Annotated in this window: 23 protein-coding genes and 2 pseudogenes; 12 read left to right on the forward strand and 13 right to left on the reverse strand. The window is 68.4% G+C overall.

The window, feature by feature from the left end:
* Positions 1–220: 220 nt before the first annotated feature.
* On the forward strand, positions 221–1,660 hold the full coding sequence (locus ABZ208_RS30940) for an NAD(P)/FAD-dependent oxidoreductase (protein ID WP_356912761.1): 1,440 nt from the start codon (positions 221–223) through the stop codon (positions 1,658–1,660).
* 557 nt (positions 1,661–2,217) lie between these two features.
* Here ABZ208_RS30940 and ABZ208_RS30945 read toward each other — a convergent pair.
* The 4 genes from ABZ208_RS30945 to ABZ208_RS30960 all read right to left on the reverse strand — a co-directional run bounded on the left by ABZ208_RS30945 (position 2,218) and on the right by ABZ208_RS30960 (position 4,970).
* Positions 2,218–2,682: a hypothetical protein gene (locus ABZ208_RS30945; RefSeq protein ID WP_356912762.1), complete on the reverse strand. Its 465-nt coding sequence runs from the start codon at positions 2,680–2,682 to the stop codon at positions 2,218–2,220.
* 195 nt (positions 2,683–2,877) lie between these two features.
* Positions 2,878–3,066 carry a bleomycin resistance protein gene (locus ABZ208_RS30950; RefSeq protein ID WP_356912763.1) on the reverse strand — a complete coding sequence of 63 codons (189 nt, stop codon included), beginning with the start codon at positions 3,064–3,066 and terminating at the stop codon, positions 2,878–2,880.
* A gap of 20 nt (positions 3,067–3,086) precedes the next feature.
* Complete coding sequence (locus ABZ208_RS30955) at positions 3,087–3,566, reverse strand: VOC family protein (RefSeq protein WP_356912764.1); 480 nt, start codon at positions 3,564–3,566, stop codon at positions 3,087–3,089.
* Positions 3,567–4,088: 522 nt separating this feature from the next.
* Positions 4,089–4,970, reverse strand: coding sequence for an MBL fold metallo-hydrolase (locus ABZ208_RS30960; RefSeq protein WP_356912765.1), 882 nt, complete (start codon positions 4,968–4,970; stop codon positions 4,089–4,091).
* A gap of 130 nt (positions 4,971–5,100) precedes the next feature.
* Between ABZ208_RS30960 and ABZ208_RS30965 the strand changes: the two genes are divergently transcribed.
* Positions 5,101–6,042, forward strand: a complete 942-nt coding sequence (locus tag ABZ208_RS30965; RefSeq protein ID WP_356912766.1) for an AraC family transcriptional regulator — start codon at positions 5,101–5,103, stop codon at positions 6,040–6,042.
* Positions 6,043–6,437: 395 nt separating this feature from the next.
* On the opposite strand, the gene ABZ208_RS30970 is transcribed toward ABZ208_RS30965, so the two are convergent.
* The 4 genes and pseudogenes from ABZ208_RS30970 to ABZ208_RS30985 form a co-directional block, all read right to left on the reverse strand.
* On the reverse strand, positions 6,438–7,466 hold the full coding sequence (locus ABZ208_RS30970) for an SPFH domain-containing protein (RefSeq protein ID WP_356912767.1): 1,029 nt from the start codon (positions 7,464–7,466) through the stop codon (positions 6,438–6,440).
* A 3-nt stretch (positions 7,467–7,469) separates the two neighbouring features.
* Positions 7,470–7,901: an NfeD family protein gene (locus ABZ208_RS30975; RefSeq protein ID WP_356912768.1), complete on the reverse strand. Its 432-nt coding sequence runs from the start codon at positions 7,899–7,901 to the stop codon at positions 7,470–7,472.
* A 543-nt stretch (positions 7,902–8,444) separates the two neighbouring features.
* Positions 8,445–9,211: pseudogene (locus ABZ208_RS30980) on the reverse strand (transposase).
* A gap of 43 nt (positions 9,212–9,254) precedes the next feature.
* On the reverse strand, positions 9,255–9,875 hold the full coding sequence (locus tag ABZ208_RS30985) for a hypothetical protein (protein ID WP_356912769.1): 621 nt from the start codon (positions 9,873–9,875) through the stop codon (positions 9,255–9,257).
* Between the two features lie 345 nt (positions 9,876–10,220).
* On the opposite strand from ABZ208_RS30985, the gene ABZ208_RS30990 reads away from it, so the two are divergent.
* The 3 genes and pseudogenes from ABZ208_RS30990 to ABZ208_RS31000 all read left to right on the forward strand — a co-directional run bounded on the left by ABZ208_RS30990 (position 10,221) and on the right by ABZ208_RS31000 (position 13,327).
* Positions 10,221–11,324, forward strand: coding sequence for a Ca2+-dependent phosphoinositide-specific phospholipase C (locus ABZ208_RS30990; RefSeq protein WP_356912770.1), 1,104 nt, complete (start codon positions 10,221–10,223; stop codon positions 11,322–11,324).
* Between the two features lie 133 nt (positions 11,325–11,457).
* Positions 11,458–12,460, forward strand: a pseudogene (locus ABZ208_RS30995) (IS5 family transposase).
* Between the two features lie 30 nt (positions 12,461–12,490).
* Positions 12,491–13,327 (forward strand): hypothetical protein, encoded by an 837-nt coding sequence (locus tag ABZ208_RS31000; RefSeq protein ID WP_356912771.1) that lies wholly within the window; start codon positions 12,491–12,493, stop codon positions 13,325–13,327.
* Positions 13,328–13,588: 261 nt separating this feature from the next.
* Here the strand turns inward: ABZ208_RS31000 and ABZ208_RS31005 are convergent, their stop codons facing one another.
* The 3 genes from ABZ208_RS31005 to ABZ208_RS31015 all read right to left on the reverse strand — a co-directional run bounded on the left by ABZ208_RS31005 (position 13,589) and on the right by ABZ208_RS31015 (position 14,858).
* The gene (locus ABZ208_RS31005) at positions 13,589–13,870 is read right to left on the reverse strand and encodes a hypothetical protein (protein ID WP_356912772.1); all 282 of its coding nucleotides are present in this window, start codon (positions 13,868–13,870) and stop codon (positions 13,589–13,591) included.
* Between the two features lie 180 nt (positions 13,871–14,050).
* Positions 14,051–14,407, reverse strand: a complete 357-nt coding sequence (locus tag ABZ208_RS31010; protein WP_356912773.1) for a PRC-barrel domain containing protein — start codon at positions 14,405–14,407, stop codon at positions 14,051–14,053.
* Between the two features lie 289 nt (positions 14,408–14,696).
* Positions 14,697–14,858 (reverse strand): hydrophobic protein, encoded by a 162-nt coding sequence (locus ABZ208_RS31015; protein ID WP_356912774.1) that lies wholly within the window; start codon positions 14,856–14,858, stop codon positions 14,697–14,699.
* Positions 14,859–15,288: 430 nt separating this feature from the next.
* On the opposite strand from ABZ208_RS31015, the gene ABZ208_RS31020 reads away from it, so the two are divergent.
* Both ABZ208_RS31020 and ABZ208_RS31025 read left to right on the forward strand, forming a co-directional pair.
* On the forward strand, positions 15,289–15,582 hold the full coding sequence (locus ABZ208_RS31020; RefSeq protein WP_356912775.1) for an STAS domain-containing protein: 294 nt from the start codon (positions 15,289–15,291) through the stop codon (positions 15,580–15,582).
* On the forward strand, positions 15,582–16,514 hold the full coding sequence (locus ABZ208_RS31025; protein ID WP_356912824.1) for a sensor histidine kinase: 933 nt from the start codon (positions 15,582–15,584) through the stop codon (positions 16,512–16,514). Before ABZ208_RS31020 ends, ABZ208_RS31025 begins: the two co-directional genes overlap by 1 nt.
* Positions 16,515–16,673: 159 nt before the next feature.
* Here ABZ208_RS31025 and ABZ208_RS31030 read toward each other — a convergent pair whose 3' ends face one another.
* Both ABZ208_RS31030 and ABZ208_RS31035 read right to left on the reverse strand, forming a co-directional pair.
* Positions 16,674–18,164 (reverse strand): FG-GAP-like repeat-containing protein, encoded by a 1,491-nt coding sequence (locus ABZ208_RS31030; protein WP_356912776.1) that lies wholly within the window; start codon positions 18,162–18,164, stop codon positions 16,674–16,676.
* Between the two features lie 447 nt (positions 18,165–18,611).
* Positions 18,612–18,938 (reverse strand): hypothetical protein, encoded by a 327-nt coding sequence (locus tag ABZ208_RS31035; protein WP_356912825.1) that lies wholly within the window; start codon positions 18,936–18,938, stop codon positions 18,612–18,614.
* A 407-nt stretch (positions 18,939–19,345) separates the two neighbouring features.
* Here ABZ208_RS31035 and ABZ208_RS31040 point away from each other — a divergent pair, with 407 nt between their 5' ends.
* The 5 genes from ABZ208_RS31040 (at position 19,346) to ABZ208_RS31060 (ending at position 22,690) form a co-directional block, all read left to right on the forward strand.
* Entirely contained in the window at positions 19,346–19,723 is a 378-nt protein-coding gene (locus tag ABZ208_RS31040) for a hypothetical protein (RefSeq protein ID WP_356912777.1), read from the forward strand.
* Between the two features lie 26 nt (positions 19,724–19,749).
* Complete coding sequence (locus tag ABZ208_RS31045) at positions 19,750–20,268, forward strand: hypothetical protein (RefSeq protein WP_356912778.1); 519 nt, start codon at positions 19,750–19,752, stop codon at positions 20,266–20,268.
* Complete coding sequence (locus tag ABZ208_RS31050; protein WP_356912779.1) at positions 20,265–20,648, forward strand: peptidase inhibitor family I36 protein; 384 nt, start codon at positions 20,265–20,267, stop codon at positions 20,646–20,648. The genes ABZ208_RS31045 and ABZ208_RS31050 overlap by 4 nt, the downstream gene beginning before the upstream one ends.
* Positions 20,649–21,019: 371 nt before the next feature.
* Positions 21,020–21,979, forward strand: a complete 960-nt coding sequence (locus tag ABZ208_RS31055) for a threonine/serine dehydratase (protein WP_356912780.1) — start codon at positions 21,020–21,022, stop codon at positions 21,977–21,979.
* Between the two features lie 108 nt (positions 21,980–22,087).
* Positions 22,088–22,690, forward strand: coding sequence for a GNAT family N-acetyltransferase (locus ABZ208_RS31060; RefSeq protein ID WP_356912781.1), 603 nt, complete (start codon positions 22,088–22,090; stop codon positions 22,688–22,690).
* Positions 22,691–22,966: the final 276 nt, after the last annotated feature.

Consider the following 22,966-nt stretch of genomic DNA (forward strand, 5'->3'; position numbering starts at 1 on the left):
GCCCATTGCCGGCCGTGTTTGCCGTTCCCCGCCGACAGACGGCCTTGCCGCCGGGGCCGTCCCATCCCGTGACCGCCCCTCGACCCCGTGCGGTGTCGCGGCCCGAGGCCGTCCGGCGGCGGGGAACGGCAAACACGGCCGGCAATGGGCCGCTGCCGCCGGAGCGTCCGGCCGAGTCATGCAAGCAATGAGGAACGAATCAGTGAGGAACACAGCAGTGATGAACGAGACAGCCCGTACCTACGACGTGATCGTCATCGGCGGGGGGCCGGTCGGCGAGAACGTGGCAGAACGCGCCCGCGCCGCAGGCCTCAGCACCGTGATCATCGAGCGCGAACTCCTCGGCGGTGAGTGCTCGTTCTGGGCCTGCGACCCGAGCAAGGCGCTGCTGCGGCCGGTGGTGGCACGTGCCGACGCGAGCCGCGTACCCGGACTCAACCCGGCGGTGGCCGGCCCGCTGGACGTCGAGGCGGTCCTCGCGCACCGCGACAAGATGTCCTCGTACTGGAAGGACGAGGACCAGGTCGACTGGCTGAACTCGGTCTCCGTCGACCTCATACGCGGCCACGGCCGCCTCACCGGCCCCAAGCAGGTGGCCGTGCAGACCCCTGAGGGCGACACCATCGCCCTGACCGCCCGGCACGCCGTCGCCGTCTCCACCGGCACCCGCGCCGCCCTGCCCCCCATCCCCGGACTCGACACCGTCCGCCCCTGGACCAGCCGCGAGGCCACCAGCGCCGACAAGGTGCCCGGCCGCCTCGCCGTCGTCGGAGGCGGTGTGGTCGCCGTCGAGATGGCCACCGCCTGGCAGGCCCTCGGCTCCCAGGTCACCATGCTCGTCCTCGAGAACGGACTCCTCGAGCGGATGGAGCCGTTCGCCGGCGAACTGGTCACTGACGGACTGCGCGAAGCAGGCGTCGACATCCGCTTCAACACCACCGTCACCTCCCTGGCCCGCGAGGGCGGCGAAGACGGCGAGGTGCGGATCACGCTCTCCGACGGCGGGCAGCTGGCCGCGGACGAGATCCTGCTGGCGACCGGCCGCGCCCCGCAGACCCGCGACGTCGGCCTGGAGACCGTCGGTCTCACCCCCGGCGACTGGCTGACCGTCGACGACACCTTCCGTGTCGCCGGCGTCGACGGCGGCTGGCTCTACGCCGTCGGCGACGTCAACCGCCGCGCCCTGATGACGCATCAGGGCAAGTACCAGGCCCGCGTCGCCGGCACCGTCATCGGCGCCCGCGCCAAGGGAGAGCCCATCGACGACGCCCCCTGGGGCGCCCATGTCGCCACCGCCGACCACGCGGCCGTCCCCCAAGTCGTCTTCACGACCCCCGAGATTGCCTCCGTCGGCCTGACCAGCCGCGAGGCCGAGCGGAGCGGGCGCCGCATCGAGGTCGTCGACCACGACCTCGCCCGGGTCGCCGGCGCGCACCAGTACGGCGAGGACTACCGCGGCCGGGCCCGTATGCTCATCGACACCGACCGCAACACCGTGGTGGGCGTCACCTTCGCCGGCCCCGGCGTCGGGGAACTGGTGCACTCGGCCACCATCGCCGTCGCCGGCGAGGTGCCCCTCGACCGGCTCTGGCACGCCGTCCCCGCCTTCCCCACCCTGGGCGAAGTCTGGCTGCGGCTGCTGGAGACCTACCGCGGCTGAGCATGCTCCAGCCCGCATGCGGGGCGGTCCTGGCCTCCGCCGGGTGACTCGGTCGTCTGCGGGTGAGGAGCGATCCTCCTGTCCCGGTGGCCGGCAGTGGCGGTCCCGCGAACGCGGATCAGAGCGAGGGCTCCGGATGACTGCAAGGTGCTGTACGGAACTCCTCTTCACCGACGTCCGGTGCAGCAGTTGACCGCTGAACGGGGCTCCGGCATGGCCTGCTGGTGGAGCTGCGGGGCTGCGAAGCCTCGCAGCTCCCACATCCGGGCCTGACTGCACTCCACACGTGGGAGCTGTCGATGGCACCGGTACACCGTGCCGGCCCTGGTGAGGTTCCTGACGATCCCCGACGTGCTGGGCACCCGGATCTGCTGATCGGCCACACCGGGCGCGGGACCGCTCTCGTCCGGGCCGGAGCCCTCGGCATCATCGCCCCGGGTTCCGGCCCCTACTTCGTCCCGGCCCTGCTCGTCCTGCTCGCCCTCGCCGTCCCGCCGATCCTGACCGGCACCTACACCGGTGTTCAGGCCCTGGATCCCGCCATCCGCGACGCATCGTCACGGCTGCTGATCCCATGCGGTCACCAGGCCGTAGGTGACCAGGCCGAAGACAAAGTGCGGTACCACGTCCGAGGCCCAGTCGCCGGCTGACCAGGTGCGAGGATCGCTGATCCCGAGGCGGGCAATCGGCACGTCTGCGACGACCATCACCAATGCTCCGGTAAGAGCCCCTCCCAACCACAGAGGCATCCGAACGCCTGCCCGGTGGACCAGTGCTACAGCGGCGCCCGTCCCGCTTCCCACGGCGACACCCACCACCGCTGCCAGACCGATGAGCCGGTTGCCCTTTTCGGCCGAGTCCCGGAGCGGAAGCCCGATCCGAGTAGCGATCGTCTCCACCAAAGTCTCCGGCACAGTACTGGCGGGCCTGCCGCGCAAAGCCATGTCGGCATAGGACACGGCGTTCAAGGCGGTCGTCCCTGCGGCTCCCGCTGCGCAGCCACGCACAATGGTTCGGATCATGCTCCACGCAGTCCCCGCCGCTGCCCGCACCCAAACAGCCACAGGCACCGGACCACTCGGATCACGGACGATGTGCGGCCGACTGGACGGCGCCTCGCGCAGCACGGCTGCCACTGGCTCCCTTGGTGAAAGCACGAGGTCAGGCATATGAGGGGGCCGATGTCCTTGCAGAGTGACGCCCTCAGTAGTCGGCCACTATTGCAAGAGTGCTTCCATGTGGCGCGCGGCGTCGTCGGACGCCTCATCGGATGTCCGACCGTTCTCACGGGCGACCATGTACGCGGCATACCAGTCCCACCAGTGGTGCTCGGGGGCGGATGCCTCGTACGGGCCATGGTGCTCCGCCGTCTCGTGCAGAAGTTCTGCCAACGCAGCTACGTCCACGGCAAAAGCCTCCTGACTCGTCACCGTCCAGGTAGTCGCTCCTGCACCTCTTGCAGTTCCCACCCGTTTCCGTCCGGGTCGCTGAACGAGGCGTAGGAGGCGTAGCTGCGGCCGTCCGGATCGCGGCCGTCGACCCGTACTTCAGTGCCGGTGTCGTAGACCTTGTGGAAGATCTTGCTTACCTCAACACCGCGGCTGGCGAGGTCGGCGCGGGCTGCGTCGAGGTCGAAGACCACGAGGTAGCCCTCCGCGGATCCAGGCGCCGCGGAGATGACCCCGCGACCGAAGATGATCGAGCATTCCGACCCAGGCGGCGTCAGCTGAACGATCCTGAATTCTGGGCCGGCCTCGAAGTCCGCATCGAGCCGCCATCCCAGGCTCTGGTAGAAGCGCAGGGCACGGTCGACGTCAGCGACGGGAATGATGTGGACCTCGATCTTCATGTCCACGGTCGGCTCTTTGACGCCGCCCTGCGCGCCGCCCTGCTCTTGAGTGCTCATATCGTTCTCCTGCGCCCGATGCCCAGAAATCCATGAGGACGACGTGGCCGCGCAGCTCTGGGCGGCCGAGCGGCTCGGTATTGACGCCCTGCCGCGCGAGGGCATGTGTCGTCGGTCGGGGGCACGGTCCACCGGAGGGAGCGGAAGGCCGTGCGCAACTCTTCCACGAGGAGTTCCCGCTGCTCCCAGGCGGCGAAGTGTCCGTCCTTGGGCAGCTTGTTGCAGTCAGCCCCGTGCCACCTTCATCTCCACGTTAGACCGATGGGGTACACGATGCACCCGGGAAGAACCCCGGGACGCGTCCCATGGCTGCACCGCCGGGGGCTGGACTTCGTAGGAAGCGGTGGCACGGCCCACCCGGATGTCAAGAATTCGTAAACGCACTGACTTCGAACTTTCGTGACGGGTCGTGAGTTCTTTCGGCGGCCTGATTCGGCCGGCCGGACCTGTGGTGGACGGACTGCGGGCCGGCTGTCGCGTCGGGCAAAGCATTGTCCGCGGGGCCGCCCGCCGCGATTCGCTCTACGCCCAGCCCGTGATCGCGAACCCGGAGCCCGCGCGCCGGACCTCCGCCGTCCCGGAGCCCGCGAAGTGTGCCGGGACGACCAGCTCGCGCTCGTCCGCCGCACGTTCCAGGAGACGGCGGCGGGTCGCCGCCGCAGCCCGTTCGTCCTCGCAGAAGCAGCTGTTGCAGGACGGGGCGAGGATCTGCACCGGGCTGTGCAGCACATCCCCGACGAAGACGGCCCGGTCCGTCCCGGACGCCAGCCTCAGCACCGACGAGCCGGGGGTGTGGCCGGGTGCGGGCTCCAGGGTGAGGTGGGCGTCGATGCGGTGCGTGTCCTCCCAGAGCACGGCCTGGCCCGCGTGCCGCACGGGCGCGATGCTGTCGGCGAAGACCAGGTGGTCGTCGGGGCGGCCGAGCGAGTGGTCGCTCTGTGGGTCGACGGACGCGTAGTCCGCGGCCGCGATGAGGTACCGGGCGTTGGGGAAGGCCGGCACCCACTCCCCGTCCCGCTCCACCGTGTTCCAGCCGACGTGGTCCGCGTGGACGTGCGTGTTGACCACGACGTCGACGTCCTCCGGCCGTACCCCCGCTGCTGCCAGCTGCCCCAGGAAGTCGGTCTGCCGGTGGGCGAACTGAGGTGTATGCGGACGCTCGCGCCCGTTCCCGACGCCCGTGTCCACCAGCACGGTCGTCCCGTCGCTGCGCAGCACCCACGTCTGCAGCGCCGCCACGAAGTTGTCGGTCCCGGGTTCCCAGTGCTCCGGGGCGAGCCACTTCTCGTGGTCGCGCCAGACCTCCGGCCCCGCGCCCGGCACGATCGCGCGGGCCGGGCCGAACGGCCCCTGCCACTCCACGATCCTGGTGATCTCGACGTCTCCCAGAACGATGCGTTCCATGACTGAATACCTTCCTTTGCCCGTCGTTCTTCTTCAGGCTAGGAAGCAGCAGTTGAGCGGCTCAATGCCTCAACTACTCGTCTGAATACGCATACGCCTCACCCTGTGGCGCCTCGGTACGCTTCTCGCCATGGACGTGGTCAGCGACGCCATCGCGGCGATACGCATCGGGCAGCCCTCCTCCAACCGGGTCCGGATCGCCGGGACATGGTGCAGCAGGCTCGCGTCGTACGGCGGGGCGGGCTTTCACGTCGTCCTGGAGGGAACCTGCTGGCTGCTGCCCGACGGCGGCCCGGCGGTGTCGCTCGGTGCCGGTGATGTCGTCCTGCTGCCGCACGGCACCGGCCATGTGGTCGCGAACGCACCCGCGGACCCGTGCACGGTCCGGGACGCGGTGCCGTTCGAGGCGTGGCTCGAGGGGGGCGGGTCGAGAACGCCGCCTCCCGCCGGCGCTCCCGGCGCAGCCGAGCTGCTGTGCGGCAAGTACCGGCTCGACCACCGCCACACCCACCCGCTCATGGCCGAGCTCCCGGACGTCGTCCATCTGCCGAACCGGGTCGGGCGCCAATCCGAACTGCGCTCGGCCGTCGACCTGTTGGGCCGCGAGGTGGGGGCGGCACGACCGGGGTCTGATGTGGTCGTGCCCGGCCTGCTCGATCTGCTGCTGGTCTACATGATCCGCGCTTGGATGGACGAGGGTGCTGCCCGGGCGGGCGGCTGGCCGGCCGCGCTGGCCGACCCCGTGGTGGCCGGCGCTCTGCGCGCGCTGCACAAGGACCCGGCCGAGCCGTGGAGCAACGAGCTGCTCGCGGCCCGGGTCGGGGTGTCCCGGGCAACCCTCGCGCGCCGCTTCACGGCTCTGGTCGGGCGCCCGCCCATGGCGTATCTGGCCTGGTGGCGACTGACCCGTGCGGCCGGCCTGCTGCGCAGCACCGCCGAGCCGCTCGACGCGATCGCCCGCCGGGTCGGCTACAGCTCCCCGTACGCGCTGTCGCACGCCTTCAGCCGCCAGTTCGGTACGACACCGGGCCGGTACCGTTCCCGGAGCGCGGCGGCACCCGTTGCGGGGTGACCGGGGTTCTGGGGAACGTGGCCGTGCAGGTCACGGTGATGCCGAACACCGGCCGCGCCGAACCTCCCTTCCAGCTCCAAGGCTCCTACCGGAACATGAACAAGATCGCCCAGCGGATCAGCCCGGTCATGAACGACGCCGAGCTTGCCACCGTGATCGACGACCACTTCACGGGCGAGGCCCAGACCCTCACCACCGGAGCCGAATCCAACTCACCAAGGAGCAAGCCGCCCGCTGGGCGGAGATCACGTCCACGTACCTGCGCAACCAGGCCGTCCTGCCTCTGTCGGCCACTTGTGCCCCCGGGCACTGGTCGCGGCTTGTCCGCAGTACCGCACGCTCGGTCGATGGTGCCGATCGAGGGTGCCGGCTTTCATCCACCGCCGGCGAGGGGGTCAGCCGGGGAGGGTGCCGGAGGCAGCGCCATCGGCCTTGGCTGCGTCGGCGAGGGCCTCGGCGGCGGCTTCTGCGGCCTGCGCCGTGTCGTCGGCCGCCTTCTGGGCCGCCCTGTCGTCCGAGGATCTCTCGCGGGTGGCCGGCGACTGGGGCAGCGCCTCGCTGAAGGCGCGGGACACGCCCTGGAGGGCGGAGGTGACCTCGCTGGGGATCATCCAGAATGTGCTGCCCGAGCCTTGCGCGAGTTGCGGCAGCGCCTGGAGGTACTGGTAGGCGAGTAGTTTGGGGTCGGGGTCGTTGCGGTGCACGGCCTGGAACACCTCGTCGATGGCCCGGGACTGGCCCTCGGCCTTGAGGATCTCGGCAGTGCGGTTGCCCTCCGCGCGAAGCACGGCAGATTGCTTGTCACCTTCAGCGGTGAGTATCTGTGCCTGTCGTTGTCCTTCGGCTCCGAGAATTGCGGCCCGCTTGTCCCGCTCGGCCCGCATCTGCTTCTCCATCGCGTCCTTGATGGACTGCGGGGGATCGATGGCCTTGATCTCCACGCGGTTGACTCTCAGCCCCCACTTGCCTGTGGCCTCGTCGAGCACGCCACGGAGCTGGCTGTTGATGGTGTCGCGTGAGGTGAGAGCCTTTTCCAGGTCCATGGATCCGACGACGTTGCGCAGGGTGGTGACGGTGAGCTGCTCGACCGCCTGAAGATAGTTCGCGATCTCATAGGCGGCCGCTCGTGGATCGGTGACCTGGAAGTACAGGACAGTGTCGATCTCGACAACCAGATTGTCCTCGGTGATGACTGGCTGCGGTTTGAAGGAGACGACCTGTTCCCGCAGGTCGATCACCGGATAGACGCGGTCGATGTAGGGGATGACGACGTTGAGTCCGGGTTGCAGTGTGCGGTGGTAGCGGCCAAGTCGTTCGACATTGCGAGCGCGTGCTTGGGGCACGATACGAACCGCCCGCAGCACAGTGAAAACTGCGAAAAGCGCGACGATCAGGCCGGCGACGAGGAGCGCCGAAGCTTCCATGGTTCACTCCCGGGGATAGACAAGTGCGGTGGCGCCACTGATTTCGATGACGTCGACGGTCGTTCCGGGAGGAATCACCAGCGTCTCGTCATAGGCGCGGGCCGTCCATTCCTCGCCGCCGATGCGGACTCTGCCGCCCAGGCCTGTCACCTCTGAGACGACGTAGGCGGTCCTGCCGACCAGTGCGTCCACGCCGAACCGCTCCGCCTGGGGCTGGAGCACGTGGCGCAGCACGATGGGGCGCACGAACAGCACGCTGAGCGTGGCAACCAGGGTGAACACCAAGAATTGCAAGGGCAGCGGAAGTCCGACTGCGGCAAATCCTGCCGTGACCAACGCGGCACCGGCCAGCATTCCCAGCGCAGCAGTGAGAGTGAAGATCTCCGCCACAGCCAACATCGCTGCGGCGATCAACCAGATCAGCCATAGATCCATTGCGTGCCCCTCCTGACGGGTGCGGGTGCGCAAATGGCTGAGCAATGCCCCTTTGGCGGCCGATGCGGGGCAGCCGCATACCTCAGAGAAAGAACTTGCCTTACGAACGGAACTGTGCTGGCGCACCGCGCCCCAGGCGACTGTTTCTCACTTACCTAAAACGTGTTTACCCATGCGGAATGCAGAAAAATCGACCATTCCCTGTGCGGGCCAGACATCCGACCTCGAGCTTCGTGGCGCCCCGGGGATCGTCGATCATTGTGCAGCCTCCCGAGCCGGCCTCGGCGATGTTCTCACCGGTGATGTTGGTCCGGTGGACCCGGCTATGGATATGTCCACCGGGCCGCCCCTTCAGTCTCGCAGAGTGCGCGCATGCGCCGCGGCCCGGCAGCACTCCGCCGCGCTCCTGTGCAGGCCAAAGATCAGCCCGGAGGGCTTCGGTGGGCGACACCCCCACGGACGCCACGGTGGACGCCACCGCTCGGCCGGCCACCACCTGAATCATGGGCGCAACAGCTGTCGGTCGAGGTCCGGCATGCCCGTTCATCCGGTAAGGGCGAGGTCGTGGAGGCGGGCGATGCCGTTCATGGCGTGGTGGACGCCGTCGCCCTTCAGACGGCAGTCGCGGAGGATCTTCCAGGTCTTCATGCGGGCGAAGACGTGCTCGACGCGGGCACGGACCTGCCTGTGGGACGTGTTGTGGGCTTCCTTCCAGCCGGCAGGTCTTCGTCCTTGTGGCGGCGGTGGGGCATGACGAGTCCGGTGCCGGGATAGCCGCCGTCAGCGATCGTTGTGGTCCTGCCGACGGCGGCTTTGGCGCCGGATTCCTCCCATGCCTTGCAGTCGTTGCGGTTCCCCGGCAGAGGCTGGCCGATCACGACGACAAGTCGGGTCTCGGCGTCGATGACGACCTGGTGGTTGGTGGAGTACCTGTAGTTCTTCGACTGTGCGGCGATGGCGTGGTCGCGGGTGGGCACCAGGGTTCCGTCCACGATGAGCACAGTGTCCCTGGCGAACCGTTTGCGTGGCTGGAGCGCAAGCATCGGACCGAGATGATCGATGATTCGGTGAGCTGCCGACTTCGAAATGCCGAACAGCGGGGCGATTTGCCGCATAGTCAGGTCCGTCCGCCAGTAGGCCGCGACCAACAGCGTCCGGTCCTCCAGCGGAAGGCCCCATGGCCGGCCCTTGCAGACCGCGTCGGCACCCCCACGGCGCAGCACGGTCACCAGCTTGCCGAACTGGCGCGGGTTCAGCCCGGTGAACGGGGCTATCCAGGATCGCTCTGCCGCCGCAATCACACCAGCCATACCAAGATCGCCCCATGGGGCGGTCGGATGCTTGACCTGCCTGTTAGCTGCCGCTCAAAGGAGACTCCCACGTGGGATCGTGCCAGGATCTTCTCCTGAGGTGGGCAAGCAGGTGCTCCGCCGTGGTGGAGGCGCTGTGCTGCGGCGCGCCGACCGCGGTCAGGGCGGCGGCGAGCCTTGCCGGGGCTGCCTCTGCCAGGTCCAGGTCGGTAAGAAGGGGCAGGGCCAGCAGGAGGCGGGCGGCTGTGTCCTGGACGCCTCCTGCCATGGAGGACGGGTAGTCGGCGATTCGGACCAGTTCGTGCCACGTCAGCCCAATCCCCGAGAAATCTCCTTCCCAGCTGGCGATCTGCTGGGCGTACGCCCTGTCTGGATGGGTGAGGAGGTAGTCGGTGCCGTAGTCGCCGACCAGGTTGCGGTAGATCACCACAGCTCCGGGACCCTCTTCGGCCGGCAGCCGGAAGACCGGCCAGTGTTCGGGATCGAAGAGGACCTCGGACATGGCATCGACATCGGCGCCGTCATCGCCGAACCACTCCGGAACCGGGCGCTCGGCGCACGCCCCGTCACTGCACATCTCTAGCAGGTAGTTCGACCAGAAACCCGGACGGGCCAGCAGTGACTCGCCCGCAACCAGCGGACCGTCGTATCCCTTGATCAGCACCCTTGCATCCTGTCACCAGCCACTGACACGGTCCGATCCGGGATTGGTATGAACGCCGCCCAGCTACGGGACAGGTCTTATAGGGAACAGCTGTGAATTCCAGCCGGAGGGTTACCCCTGGTACGCCGTCGCCGCTACTGTCGCTCAGTCATGTTCCGCGGCGCTCCTGCGCGGGGTAGACCGGCCCACGGCTCCACCCAGTGCTACTCCTTGCAGCAGTCTCGGCCGGCCCGCCGCGCGTTCGCGAAGCACCGCGGAATGGTCGCGGCATACGGCTGGCGTGGGGCGTTGGGGGGCCGCCCACCGCCTGTAGATGCACCGTCACTTCGGATTCAGGGAGTCTCGATGCCCGTGAAGATCGCCGCTTCAGGCAAATGGCTTCCCAGAGCCTGCGTTCTGGGCAGTGCCCTGCTGCTTGCCGGCGTCTTGCCGGGTGCGTCAGACGTGTCGGCCAATGCGGCCACGAGCGTGTCGTCGGGTCTCGAGGACACGCGGCTGGACCGCATCACCGTTTCCGGACTGCACAACGCCTTCGAGGAAGACAAATCCAGCAAGCTCACCAAAGCGCTGGACAAAGGCGCTCGCCTTTTGGAGATCGACGTCTACAGCACCTACAGCGGCACAGGCGGATGGGTCGTCAGCCATTCCAACCCTCTGATCAACGACAACAACTGCACCTACAAGGTCGGCACCTGGATCTTCAAGACCACCCAGAGCAACGGAAATCTGCGAACCTGCCTGGACAACCTCAGAGACTGGAGCGAGGCCCACCCGCATCACGACCCCGTCTACATCAAGCTCGAGTTGAAATGGGGTTTCCGCAAGAAGGCCGGCAAGGGACCCGCCGACCTCGACTCGCTCATCAAGAACCACATCGGCGCTCAACGGGTCTTCAAGCCCAGCGACATGTTGGGCACGACGTACCCCACCCTCGACGCCGCCGCGAAGGCCGATGCCTGGCCGACCTGGCAGCAGCTGCGAGGGAAGTTCATCTTCTACCCGATCACCGGCACCATCGAGAACAAGCTCGCCGGCTACGACCTGGACAACCTCTCCACCGCCGAGGAGTACGCGGGGCACGTGCGGGACCTGGCCCGCACGGGCGGACTCGACCAGGCGATGATGTGGCCGGACATGCACCCCACATCCGGCACCGGCGACCCCCGCACCAAATACGAGCCCTCGCTGCGCCCCTGGTTCGTCATGTTCGATACCCAGGCGGTCAACTGGCTGGGCGGAGGATATGACATGGCCTGGTATTGCTCCAACCACTACCTGACCACGGCCACCGCGGCAGCAAACGTTCCCCCCGCCCTGGACGAGACCGACCCGGACCCGACCGCGGCCGCGGAACGCGTCACCCATCTCGCGCAGCACGGCGCCAGCGCGGTCACCCACGACTGGATGAACGCACCCGCCGCATTCACCGTCCGGTCCCGTGAGTGCTGATACCCCCAAATCGCCGCCCCGGGTGACAAGCGCCGCCGTACGGACCTCGACGGCCAGGTGAAGGTTCTCGCTCACGCTTCTCCCCCAGGCCGTGTACCGAAATTGGATCTTGATCGCGAGATGATCTTGATTCGTGGCGCGTGGAGATCTGACGGGCAGGCAGTGGGCGGTGCTGGAGCCACTGTTGCCCCTGGGGAAGAAGCCTGGCCGTTCGCCGTTCTCGACCTCGCGGCAGTTGATGGACGGCATACGGGCCCGGGTCCGCATCGGCATCCCATGGTGGGACATTCCCGAGGAGTACGGGCCGTGGGGCCGGGTGTACGAACTGTTGCGCCGCCGGCAGCGCAACGGCACCTGGCAGAGAATCTTCACCGACCTCCAGGCCAGGACGAAAGCGAAGGACCTGATCACCTGGGACTTGAATGGCGACTCCACCATCGTCCGCGCCCCACCGGCACGCCGCCGGGGCGCGCAAAGGGGGACTTCCAGAGGGAACCGCCCGGGGGCGTCGCCGTCGAACCCCCTGACCATGGACTCGGATGCTCACGCGGCGGCCTGACCACCACGCTGCACCTGGCCGTCGAGCAGCGGCAAAAGCCCATGTCGATCGTCATCGTCAGGCCGGGGCAGCGGGGGACTCCCCGCAGTTCAAAGTCGTCCTGGGCCGCGTCCGGGTTCCCGTCTCAGACCTGGCCGACCACGCACCCGGCCGAGACGGGTCCGTGCCGACAAGGCAGCGTGCCTTCCGCTGCCCGGACGAGGTCGGAGTAGACGCCCGCGATCCGGTCCTCCAACTCCGCGGCGATCCGTACGGCACGGCGTACGCCTCCCGCACCAACCACGCCCACCTGCAGCGGTGCGGGATCCGCTGCACCATCCCGAACAAAGCTGACCGAGCCCGCAACCGCAAGAACGCGGCTGGCCGTGGCGGTCGGCCGCCGGAGTTCGGTCCGGTCGACTATCGCCAGCGGCACGCCGTCGAGTGCGGCATCAACCGCCTCAAGAGGCACCGGGCCGTGGCCACGAGATACGACAGGCGCGCGGTCCGCCACGAAAGCGACCGTCCTCGTCGCCGCCATCGAGCGGAGGGGCGGGGGCACGGTCCTGCACCGGCCGTGCCCTGCGAGCATGTTTAGGCTGGTGGCCACCGCGTAAGGAGATACACCGTGCCCGGCCGCCCCAGCGTCCTGTTCGTGACCGATCTCGCCTACCAGGCCCAGGGACGGCGCTACGGCGACGAGGACACCTTCCTGACCTCCCGTCTGCGCGACGCCTTCGACCTCGCCCTGTGTCACCCCCTGGACGCTGCGGCGCTGATGGATGCCTTCGACGCGGTCGTCGTCCGCAACAGCGGCCCCGTGCTGCACTACCAGGAGAAGTACGACGCCTTCCGGGAGCAGGCTGCTGCACGTGGCACCCGGGTCTACAATCCGCTGTCCGGGCGCGGCGACATGGCCGGCAAGCAGTACCTGCTGGATCTGACGACTGCCGGGTACCCCGTCATCCCCACCATCGACCGGCCCCATGACCTTCACCTGCTGCCCGAGACCGGGAGTTACGTGGTCAAACCGAAGGCCGGCGCCGACTCCATCGGCCTGACCTTCGTGCCCCGGGACCAGCTCAGCGGCCTCGCCTACGGCGACATCCTGGTCCAGCCGCGCATCGACTTCCGCTACGAGGTGTCCTTCTACTATGTCGACGACGCCTTCCAATACGCCCTCCACGCGCCCGCCCCCGACCGGCGCTGGGTCCTTGAGCCTTACCGTCCCACCGACGCCGACCTCGCCTTCGCCCACCGCTTCATCGAGTGGAACACCCTTGACCACGGCATCCAGCGCGTGGACGCCTGCCGCACCCAGGAAGGCGAACTGCTCCTGGTCGAGCTGGAGGACCTCAACCCATATCTGTCCCTCGACCTGGTCTCCGACCGGAGCCGCGACGACTTCGTGACCAGCATGACGGCATCCCTCCATCGGTTCCTGGGCGCTTCGCCCCGCACCTGAAGCGAACACGCCGCCGACACCTCAGCGCCGGATGCCGCCGGGCACCACCAGACTCGTGACCTCTCCGGATCCGAGGGACACGAGCGTCGGACGTCCGGCGCAACCGTTCATGGCGGCGTCACCATGACGCCACCATGAACGGCCCCAGGTACCGTCCGCAGCCGGTGGGTTCCCCATCGGTGTGCTTGGGACCGCCGCCAGGCCCGCGTGCAGCCGCACCAAGTGGATGACGGACCGGCACAGCCCCGGCGCACGTGCCTTCTACCAGGGCCTCGGGTCCGCCGAGTTCGATGGGAAGGGGTCGTCGCTGTACACCTCGCCGAGAGCGGCATCGATCAGCAGGTCTTCCCGGTCGCCGGCCGCGGCGGTCTTCATCCGCGCCCGGTCCACGATCAGCGCCTCTGTCCCCACACCCATCACGCCGACGTAGGGCAGCGAGAACCCCTCACCGGCCGGTCGGCGGGTGTTCTCGGAACCCCAGCTGAGCTGACCTTGGTCGGTGTTCTGTGTGGCGGTGATGGCCGGCGCTCGTGGCCTCGCCACTCGCAGTTGTGAACTGGAAGGCAGCCGAGCCGCGGGGGCGGAAGTCGCCGGCGTCCATCGGGTCGGACTTGCCGAGCCGACGCCGTTCGGCCCTGTCGGGCCGGTTGACCGCGACCACCGAGAAAGCCCCGGGACTCTTCGAAGAGTCCCGGGGCCGCGTTGCTCAGAACAGCCGTTGGATCAGGCGAACGGGCCGCCGGTGCCGTAGTAGGTGCCCAGCTCGTCGTGGTAGGCCCGGTCGCCGAGGTGCTTGTCGCGGTGGAACTCAGGAGCGTCCTTGATCTGCTGCTTGGTGCGGTCGACGAAGACCTTCTGCTCATCCGGGTCGATGCTGACGACCGTGCTCGCCGGAAGCAGGACCTCCTTGCCGAAGATCCACACACCGGTGTCCACCACCAGGTAGGCGTCACCGACCTCGTCGGAGTGCTTGTCGACCTTACCGATGCTGCCGTCCGTGGCCTCGACCTTGTAACCGGTGAGGTCGGCGCCCGCCAGACGGCCTGCAGTCGACTTGTAACTCCACACATTTTCAGTCACGCGAAAAACAACTCCTCCGGTGAACAGAGGACAGCAGGGATCCCCGCTGTTCCTCCTTTTTCGTACGTCGTGCACAGCGGTTTCTGTGACCGCCTTCGTTGCGGGTGCCCCGCGTCCAGGGTTTCACGCCTCCATTGAAGCCGGGATCCTCTGGATCTTCGGCGTGGAAATATTCCGGCATCGGAAAACCAGCGGCAACGCCCTGCTGTCATGGCGATGGCCCGCCTCCTCGTCAAGAGGACGACGAGCCACCGCCATGCACCGCTTGAACTGCACCGATGCCGATCGGCTACCAGCGATACCAGCGGCCACTTCCACCCTTCGGGCGGGCGACAAAGCCGATCAACCACAAGACCAGCACGGCGATCGCGATCCACCAAAGAATTTTCAGCGCGAAACCCGCACCGAAGAGGATCAGGACCAGCAGGAGAACGAGAAGCAGGGGAATCATGATTTAGAACCTCCGAACCACCGTCTGCCCAGCTGATGTCCGTCCACGCGCACGAATTGACAATCCGCCTGCATTCGAACGCGGGCACACAGCCCGACCTCGTTACTGAACTTGGAATGCGGCTGGAACGAAGGGCACCACTGGGCCATGAACATCACAGAAGCGACCCCTCTGCGGGCCGTCGCACTCGTCCGCACCTTGTCGCCGTCGCCTGCCGCTTCCAGTTCGCTACTGCTGGACGCGCAGACCATGGCGGCGCTCGGCGAGTATCGTCACCGGCAAGGTGATCCCTGTCGCCCGCACGGCACACGGGCATACTGGGCCGAGAACCGGTCGCAATCCGGGGGTGATGAATGTGGGCAGGTCGCGGGCCGCGGATGCATCGACGGCAACTACGGCATCGTCCGTCGGCTCCACGGACGCATTGCAGGTGCACCCCTTGGCCGACCGGACGGGGTGGCGGGCGGCCGGCGAGATCACTCTCGCCACTTGTCCAGCCTGGGAGCAGACGCTGGATCGCCTGACCCTGCGCGATGAGGAGGTGTGCCACCTGGAGCTCTCCGCAGTCACCTTCATCGACATCGCCGGCGTCTCCGCTTTGGCGGTGACCGCCCAGGAACTGCCCGCGGGGCGGCGTATCGTGCTCGACCAACCGCCCGCCACCATGCGGCGGCTGCTGGAGATGTTCTGGCCGGACCTGGCCGCGATCGAGGTGGCGGCATGATGACGGCCCCGACTTCCCCTGAGGCATTTGTACACCCCGCCCTTTTTTACCGGGGCGAGCAGGAGTACCTGAACGGCACGGTGCCCTTCATCCGCGACGGCCTGAAGACCGGAGAGCCGGTGGCGGTCGCCGTACCCGGCCCGAACCTGGCCCTGCTCCAAGAAGCCCTCGACGAGGACGCCACGACCGTGCACTTCGTCGACATGACCACGGCGGGACGCAACCCCGGCCGGATCATCCCCGGCGTACTGCGTGCTTTCGCCGACGCCCATCCGAAGACGCGGGTACGGATCATCGGCGAGCCGATCTGGCCCGGCCGCAGCAGCCTGGAGTACCCGGCCTGCGCCCAGCACGAGGCCCTGATCAACCCCGCGTTCCGGGGTAGGAACGCGACCATCCTGTGCCCGTACGACGCCGACCGGCTCGACGAGCAGGTGCTCACCGACGCGTACGCCACCCACCCCGTCGTCGTCTCCCGCGGCCATCAGCAGCCCAGCCCCTCCTACGCACCCGGGCATGTCGTGGAGCGGTACAACCTGCCGCTCTCACCAACGGAAGGAGCTGCCGAGGCGCATGTCTTCGGCGTCGACGAGCTGTCGGCTGTCCGGCATTTCGCGGTCGAGCGGGCCGCGCGGCTCGGCCTGTCCGGGACCCGCCTGGAGGATCTCGCTCTGGTGGTGGCCGAGTTGACCACGAACAGCGTGGTGCACGGCGGCGGCTCGGGCGCGATGCGGGTCTGGGCCGAGGGCTCCCAGGTGGTGTGTGAGGTCCGAGACCGCGGGCACATCAGTGACCCGCTCGCCGGACGCCGGCCGCCCGCCCTGGACCAACGAGGCGGACGAGGCCTGCTCCTCGCGCATCTGCTCGCTGATCTCGTGCGCATCCACACCGGCCCCGACGGCACGACCATCCGCTGCTACATGGCCTGCTAGAAGGCTGGCGGCGTCGGCTGTGGTTCTCCGGCGGGGATCTGATGGCGTGGAGCTGGGCCTGTCTCCCGCACCAGATGAGGCGGAGCGACGGGTCGGTGAACTCCAGGAGTGGCGGTCAAGGGCGTCGCCGACACCCGTGACCGCCACGGCGGCCGTGGCTCAGTAGTTGAACGTCGAGCCGAGCAGTGCACCCGTCGCGACCGTGCCGAGCGTGCCCGCGCCGAAGGTGAACGAACCGGTGGGCGTCACCCCGGAGGAGTTGGACTTGAACACCCACACCGAGCCGGCGTCGGCGTTCTCGCCGGGGGCACCGACAACCAGCTCGGCGCGCCCGTCGCCGTTGGTGTCGACCAACTTGCCGGCCGCGCCGAAGCCGTCGTTGTTCTCCGCGGTGCCGGGAACGCCCGCGGTGTTCTGCGAGTAGCTCCTGGCGCCCGTGCCGGTGAGCCCGGCGGCCGTGCCTCGGAGAGTGACGACCGCTCCCGCCTGGTTCCTGCCGTCGAAGTCCTCACCGGGGACGCCGACCGACACGTCCGCGTAGCCGTCGCCGTTGATGTCGGCGACCTGGATGAACTCACCGAAGGCGTCGTTGTTCTCCGCGACACCCGGGATGCCCGCGCTGTCCTGGTTGAAGACCTTCGCCCGGGTCCCGACCGGGCCGTTGTTGCTGCCGGGGACGTAGGTGATCATGCCGCCGTTGGCGGTCGGTATCCCCAAGTCGCTGTCGTAGCCGTCGAGCGCCCGCCCCACGACGATGTCGTCGATGCCGTCGTTGTTCACATCGCCGACGTCGAGTCTCTCGCCGCCCTCGAGCCGGAACCCGTTCGCTCGCTTGACCGAGGCGGGTCCGGTCAGTCCCGTCTTCGTGCCCGTCCAGTAGCGGATGTGCCGCCAGTCGTACTCGTCGAGCGAGTTGACCACGGCGACAAGGTCGGTTACCCCGTCGCCGTTGATGTCGCCCGCGGCGAGGTCCAGGAGCCGCATGTCCTCCATGTCGGTGATCGATGCCGTGCTCCGCGACGAGCCGTCGCGGCCGAACGGCCCGGACAGCACTCTCAGATTCAGGTAGTTCTCGACCCCGACGACGTCGATGGCACCGTCCGCATCGAAGTCCCCGGCCCTGACCGTCCAGCCGAGCCGGTCGTGGGCCTCGTCGCCGACGGCCAGCGTCGCGGAACCGGAACCCGACAGCCCCTTGGCACCGCCCCAGACAACCGCGAGAGAGCCCGAGTTGGAGATGGTTCCGACGTCCTCACCGGACGCGCCCACGACCAGATCCGCGTAGCCGTCGCCGTCCAGATCACCCGTGGTGACCGAGCTCCCGTACGCGTCCCCGGCCTCGGCGACACCAGGGATGCCTGCGCTGTCCTGGTGGAACACCTGCTTGGTCGAGGTCTTCAGGCCCGTCGACGAGCCGTACATGACGGCCACGTATCCCGCCTGCGCCTTGCCGCCGACGGTCCCCGAGGGTGCAGGGAAGGCCACGTCGGAGTACCCGTCGCCGTTGAAATCGTCCCGGAGTTCCGCGGCGAGGGCGATCCGCGCAGGCGCGGTCCCCTGCGCCTGCGCGGCAACAGGGCCGGTCACCGCACTGGTCACCGCGATCGCGCTCGCCAGTCCGAGCTTCCATCGCAGTCCACGTCTGTTCATGCCACTCCAGCCGCTGTGTGCTGCACATGCGTGTACCGGCCCGACGGTGCACGTGAGAGGGTGCGTCGCCGGCGCTGCGGCACGGCACACCCTCCTCCTTGCGGCCAACCGGTGAACGGGATCCCTGACGAATCCGCAAACGACAAGACCCGTGGCGTGGCCAAACGGTTGTACGCCTTCCGCCCTCCAGTGCGCGACCACGGAGCCGACCCTTGGCGCAAGGACTACCGCTGCCTGTCGCAGCCCGTGCCGATCGCGGCGGGGCAAGGCACCTGGGACGGATGTGCGTGCCGGATCGCCGACGCGGCAGTAGGCGCAGGCGGCCTTGGGCAAGGCGCACCGTGCGTCCAGTTGTCCCGCGGCCGGGGATGACCGGCTGTTCACCCGCCCTGCGACTGGTCCAGCCGCCGGTGTGCAGGGCAGCCAGGTTCGTAGGGGTTAATCCTTTCAGTACACGATCTCCGGCTGCTGGTAGGGAGCCCACCAGCTGGTGAGCCCCCACACGCCGAGGGCGAGCGCGGCCACGGCGGCCAGCGTCGCGACCCACGGGCGCTGCAGCCAGCGCAAGGTCAGCAGCCCTACGGCGAGCGGCACAAGGGCGCCGCCGAGTGCTATGACGGGGAAGTCGATGTAGAGCACGCTCAGATGCCGGTGCTGCTGCTCGAACCCGCCGTCGATGCTGATCCGTGCCGGCGGCGCCCAGGCCAGCACCGCGACCGTGGCGCCGAGGGCCGCCACAAGAAATCCTCCGCCCCCCTTGGTCTCCTGGCTCATGTCACTCGGGTCGCTGCTCATGACCATCCTTCGGCTCATGCCCGCGACAGACGCAACCTTGCCGCCGGAGGTTCCTCGGCCGTAGCAGGCGGGCCGTGAGCCACCGCGAATCGCATTGCCATCCTCGACGGGGCATGTGCGTGATCTGAGCGGGACCACCCCTGAGTGTGGGTACTCACATGCGGGGCGAGCCCCGGGATTCTGCCGCTTCTTCACGCACTGGCCGATCGACCAAGTGCGCGAGCCTGCGTGCCGGTCCTTTTCGCGAGGCCGTGGGGTCGTGGGGACGGCGGCTGCAGTACGACTACCCACCACCACGGGTGACGCACGCGCTCACTGCGCTTACCTGCAACAACGCTGGGGAAGGCAGCGCGTGCACCGTATAACCACCCTGCCCAGAGGTTGAATTGAGACGCTCCACCCTCGCCTTCGCCGGCATCCTCGCGACGCTCGCGCTGACCGCACTGCCCCCGCTCGCTCCCCCGGCCTCAGCACTACCCGGACACGTCTGCTTCTGGCCCGAACCTGGAGAGACGGGCCCGGGAGGCGGCTGGTGCTACAACCCCGCGGCCGGCGGATTCGCCGTGCCCGCCGACCACGTGCTCCGACACGCCAGGTCGTTCAGCTCGCAGGTCGACAAGAGCATGTACGCCCTCCACTTCCCCAACCAGGGACCCTGCCTGCAGCGCACGCTCTGGGGCGGCGACCACTCCGAGAACTGGGAGTGGTGGAACAAGCTCGACGCGGTCGACACGACGCCGCACGCCGACTGCGAGCCGGGGTGAGAATCACGGCGCGCACACGCGCCGCCGTGTTCACCGGAGTCCTGTTGCCGGCGATCACGGGCCTGACCGGTTGTGGCACACCGCGCGAACCGGCCCTCTCACTCAGCCCGGACGACACGCTGAAGGCCGCCCAACGCCTGCTCACCGACCGCTGCCTGACCCGCCAGGGGCTCACCCCTCCGCGCCCCGACCACCCGCCTGCCGGCGCCGCCGAGGCCCGCCGCGTCGACCGCGCGCTGTTCGGCACCTCTCCGGCCGAGCTCACGCTCACGCTGCCCAGCGGGCACGTCATCGGCCACCACACCGACGGCTGCCTCGCGGCCGCGGAGCGCCGCCTGTACGGCGACCAGCGTCGCTGGTTCCGGACCGTCACGACCGTCAACAACCTCAAGACCAAGGCCCCGTCGCGCGACCGCGCCGCCTACCGGGAGCTGCGCTCACACGCACTCGCCGAGGCGAGGGCGCTGCTCACCGCTGCCCACGCCGGGCTGTCCGCGGGGCACAACGAAATCACCGCAGTACGCAAGGAAAGGCACCCGTCGTGAAGCAACCTGTAGCCCTGCTCGCCGCCGCCCTGCTCGCCACCGGCGCGGGCCTGGCCACCGCCGCACCCGCGTCGGCCGCGAACTGTCCGAGCGGCAACTTCTGTGTCTGGACCGATGCCGACTTCGGCGGACAGCGCATGAACGCCTCGGGCGACGACGAATGGTGGGAAAGCTGGATCGCCGACCAGGACTCCTCCTGGGCGAACCACGGAATCTCCGGCCCCGGCATCAAGGACCACGTCAAGGTCTACGAGGACGCCGTGCAGTTCCCGTCCACCGGCGGCGACATGACGATCTGCCTCCGCCCCGGCGACGAAGTCCGCTACAACGCCACCGCCAACGACCGTGGCGACTCCCATACATGGGCCACGGGCTGTTAGCACTCCAGGAGCACCTGGCTGTTGGAGGGAGACCCGCCTGTGAGTGTCCAGGGCATGCTGTTCGTCGAACCGCAGGTCTCCCCAGAGGATCGGCAACGCGTTCCCGTCTCCCGTCGGGCCATCATGACGTCTCGGCGCGCGTCCTGGTGCAGAGACGGCGGGAAGGAGACGTGTGGCCTCCTCCCCCATCCGATGCGTGTCGAGGGTGAGGGTGAGGGGTGAGGCAGTTTGTGCAGGGGCTGCAAGACAGAACGAGCCCAACCTCTGCCCAGAAAAGGGAGGGCGGAGGACGACGGCCGCGAGGACAATCGGCGCATCAGTGAACCGCATGCCACCGCACGGCTCGTGTCTGCTCATGCCTGGAGACTCTCGTGACCATTGCCTTCGACGACGTACGAGCCGCAGCCGACCGCATCGCCGGGCGCACACGGCCTGTCGTGCTGACCCCCATGGATCCAGGAGCGCTCGGCGAGGCCGAGGGGTGGCTGGCTTTGGAATTCATGCAGCACACCGGCTCGTTCAAGGCGCGCGGCGCCATCAACTTCCTCAGCAGGTACATCGACGTGGGCCTCATGCCGGACGCCGGCGTGGTCATTGCTTCGGGAGGCAATGCCGGGCTCGCCTGCGCCTGGGCTGCAGCTCAGCACTCGGTAATGGCCACCGTGTTCGTGCCGGTGACGGCACCCGCGGTGAAGGTCGGCAGACTCGAGCAACTGGGCGCTTCAGTCCGGAAGATCGGCGCGGAGTATGCCGACGCGCTGGCTGCCTCACAGAAGTTCACCGCAGAAAGCGGAGCCCTGCAATCACATGCCTACGACCACCCACTGATCGCAGCCGGTGCCGGCACGGTGATGGAAGAGATCGTCCAGGCCCGGCCCGGCCTCGACACCGTTGTGCTCGCGGTCGGGGGCGGGGGGCTGTTCACGGGGGTCGCCGTGTCGGCCCTCGAACACGGCGTGGGGGTGGTGGCCGTGGAACCACAAGGCTGTTGCGCCCTGCGATCTGCCCTGGACGCCGGCGCGGTGGTCGATGTGGCGGTCGAGTCCGTCGCGGCCGACTCTCTCGGGGCGCGCCGCACATCCGAGATGGCGTTGGAATGGGCTCGAAAGGACGGCGTACGGTCCGTGGTGGTGACCGACGAGGCGATCACATCCGCCCGTCAGGCGCTGTGGGACCACCGCCGGATCGCAGTGGAGCACGGGGCGGCCACAGCGTTGGCCGCCCTCACGTCCGGCGTGTACCGGCCTGCACCCGGCGAGCGAGTGGCGGTGATCCTGTGCGGTGCGAATACGGATCCCTGCGATCTGACGACCAGTACACACTCTTGCTGACCGTTGCAAAATGCCGGCACCAGGCGAGGCGGATACGTGAGTCAGGAACTGCGCCGACGGACGCCGGCAGCGTCCGTCCGGCATGGGACGAGTACAAGGGCGCAGGCTGTGGAGTTGGAAGCGGTGCCGCTGGTGGGTGCACATGTGCGGCTTGAACCGCTCACCCATGGGCACCACGACGGCCTGTGCGAGGCAATCCAGGACGGCGAGCTGTGGAAACTGCAGGTGACGCTCGTCCCCCACCCCCGCGATGTGAGCGCATTCATCGACGATGCGCTCGCCGCTCACGCCGCCGGGAGCCAGCTGGGGTACGCCACCATCGACCTGGCCACCGGGCGCATAGCCGGATCGACCCGGTTCATGGCGGTCAACCTGCCGCATCGCAGGCTGGAGATCGGCTTCACCTTCCTCGGCCGGTCCTGGCAGCGTACGGCCGTCAACACCGAGGCAAAGCTGCTGATGCTCACCCACGCCTTCGAGGCGCTCGACATGAACCGGGTCGAGTTCCTCACCGACGTCCGTAACGACGCGTCACGGACCGCGATCACCCGCCTCGGCGCAACACATGAGGGGATCCTGCGCCAGCACATGGTCATGCGAGACGGACGGATCCGTGACTCCGCGCTCTACAGCATCACCGGCTCTGACTGGTCGGGCACCAAGAAGTCCCTCACCGCTCGCCTCGCGCACCAGCGGCCCGCTACCGGCTGATCGGCCGTGGCGTACTACCGACGCACAACACCGGCCTCACCAGGCGCTTTCGACAGACGCCCTGGGCCGGCCCCCAGTGGACGCGTCGTGCGCTGTGGATGCGGGCACGTTCCATGAGCTGGGCGGCGAGCACGTCGAGGTGGCGAGCGTTGGCGTTGCGCCGCCCCGTGCCTCACCGCGCGACGGCGTTCGTAGCCCCTGGCCAACCAACGCACTCTCTGCGGAACGGACCGACCGGCGACAGCGGCGGCCCAGTGCACAGCCGTGGGCCACCGG

The organism is Streptomyces sp. NPDC006208 (assembly GCF_040613775.1).
Classification (GTDB): domain Bacteria; phylum Actinomycetota; class Actinomycetes; order Streptomycetales; family Streptomycetaceae; genus Streptomyces.

What these genes read in the sequence shown, in the direction of transcription:
- ABZ208_RS30965 (WP_356912766.1), top strand. Translation starts at nt 5,101, where the DNA reads ATGGACGTGGTCAGCGACGCCATCGCGGCGATACGCATCGGGCAGCCC.
- ABZ208_RS31035 (WP_356912825.1), bottom strand. Translation starts at nt 18,938, where the DNA reads ATGAGCCAGGAGACCAAGGGGGGCGGAGGATTTCTTGTGGCGGCCCTC.
- ABZ208_RS31030 (WP_356912776.1), bottom strand. Translation starts at nt 18,164, where the DNA reads ATGAACAGACGTGGACTGCGATGGAAGCTCGGACTGGCGAGCGCGATC.
- ABZ208_RS30990 (WP_356912770.1), top strand. Translation starts at nt 10,221, where the DNA reads ATGCCCGTGAAGATCGCCGCTTCAGGCAAATGGCTTCCCAGAGCCTGC.
- ABZ208_RS30940 (WP_356912761.1), top strand. Translation starts at nt 221, where the DNA reads ATGAACGAGACAGCCCGTACCTACGACGTGATCGTCATCGGCGGGGGG.
- ABZ208_RS31025 (WP_356912824.1), top strand. Translation starts at nt 15,582, where the DNA reads ATGACGGCCCCGACTTCCCCTGAGGCATTTGTACACCCCGCCCTTTTT.
- ABZ208_RS30960 (WP_356912765.1), bottom strand. Translation starts at nt 4,970, where the DNA reads ATGGAACGCATCGTTCTGGGAGACGTCGAGATCACCAGGATCGTGGAG.
- ABZ208_RS31015 (WP_356912774.1), bottom strand. Translation starts at nt 14,858, where the DNA reads ATGATTCCCCTGCTTCTCGTTCTCCTGCTGGTCCTGATCCTCTTCGGT.
- ABZ208_RS30970 (WP_356912767.1), bottom strand. Translation starts at nt 7,466, where the DNA reads ATGGAAGCTTCGGCGCTCCTCGTCGCCGGCCTGATCGTCGCGCTTTTC.
- ABZ208_RS30945 (WP_356912762.1), bottom strand. Translation starts at nt 2,682, where the DNA reads ATGATCCGAACCATTGTGCGTGGCTGCGCAGCGGGAGCCGCAGGGACG.
- ABZ208_RS30975 (WP_356912768.1), bottom strand. Translation starts at nt 7,901, where the DNA reads ATGGATCTATGGCTGATCTGGTTGATCGCCGCAGCGATGTTGGCTGTG.
- ABZ208_RS30955 (WP_356912764.1), bottom strand. Translation starts at nt 3,566, where the DNA reads ATGAGCACTCAAGAGCAGGGCGGCGCGCAGGGCGGCGTCAAAGAGCCG.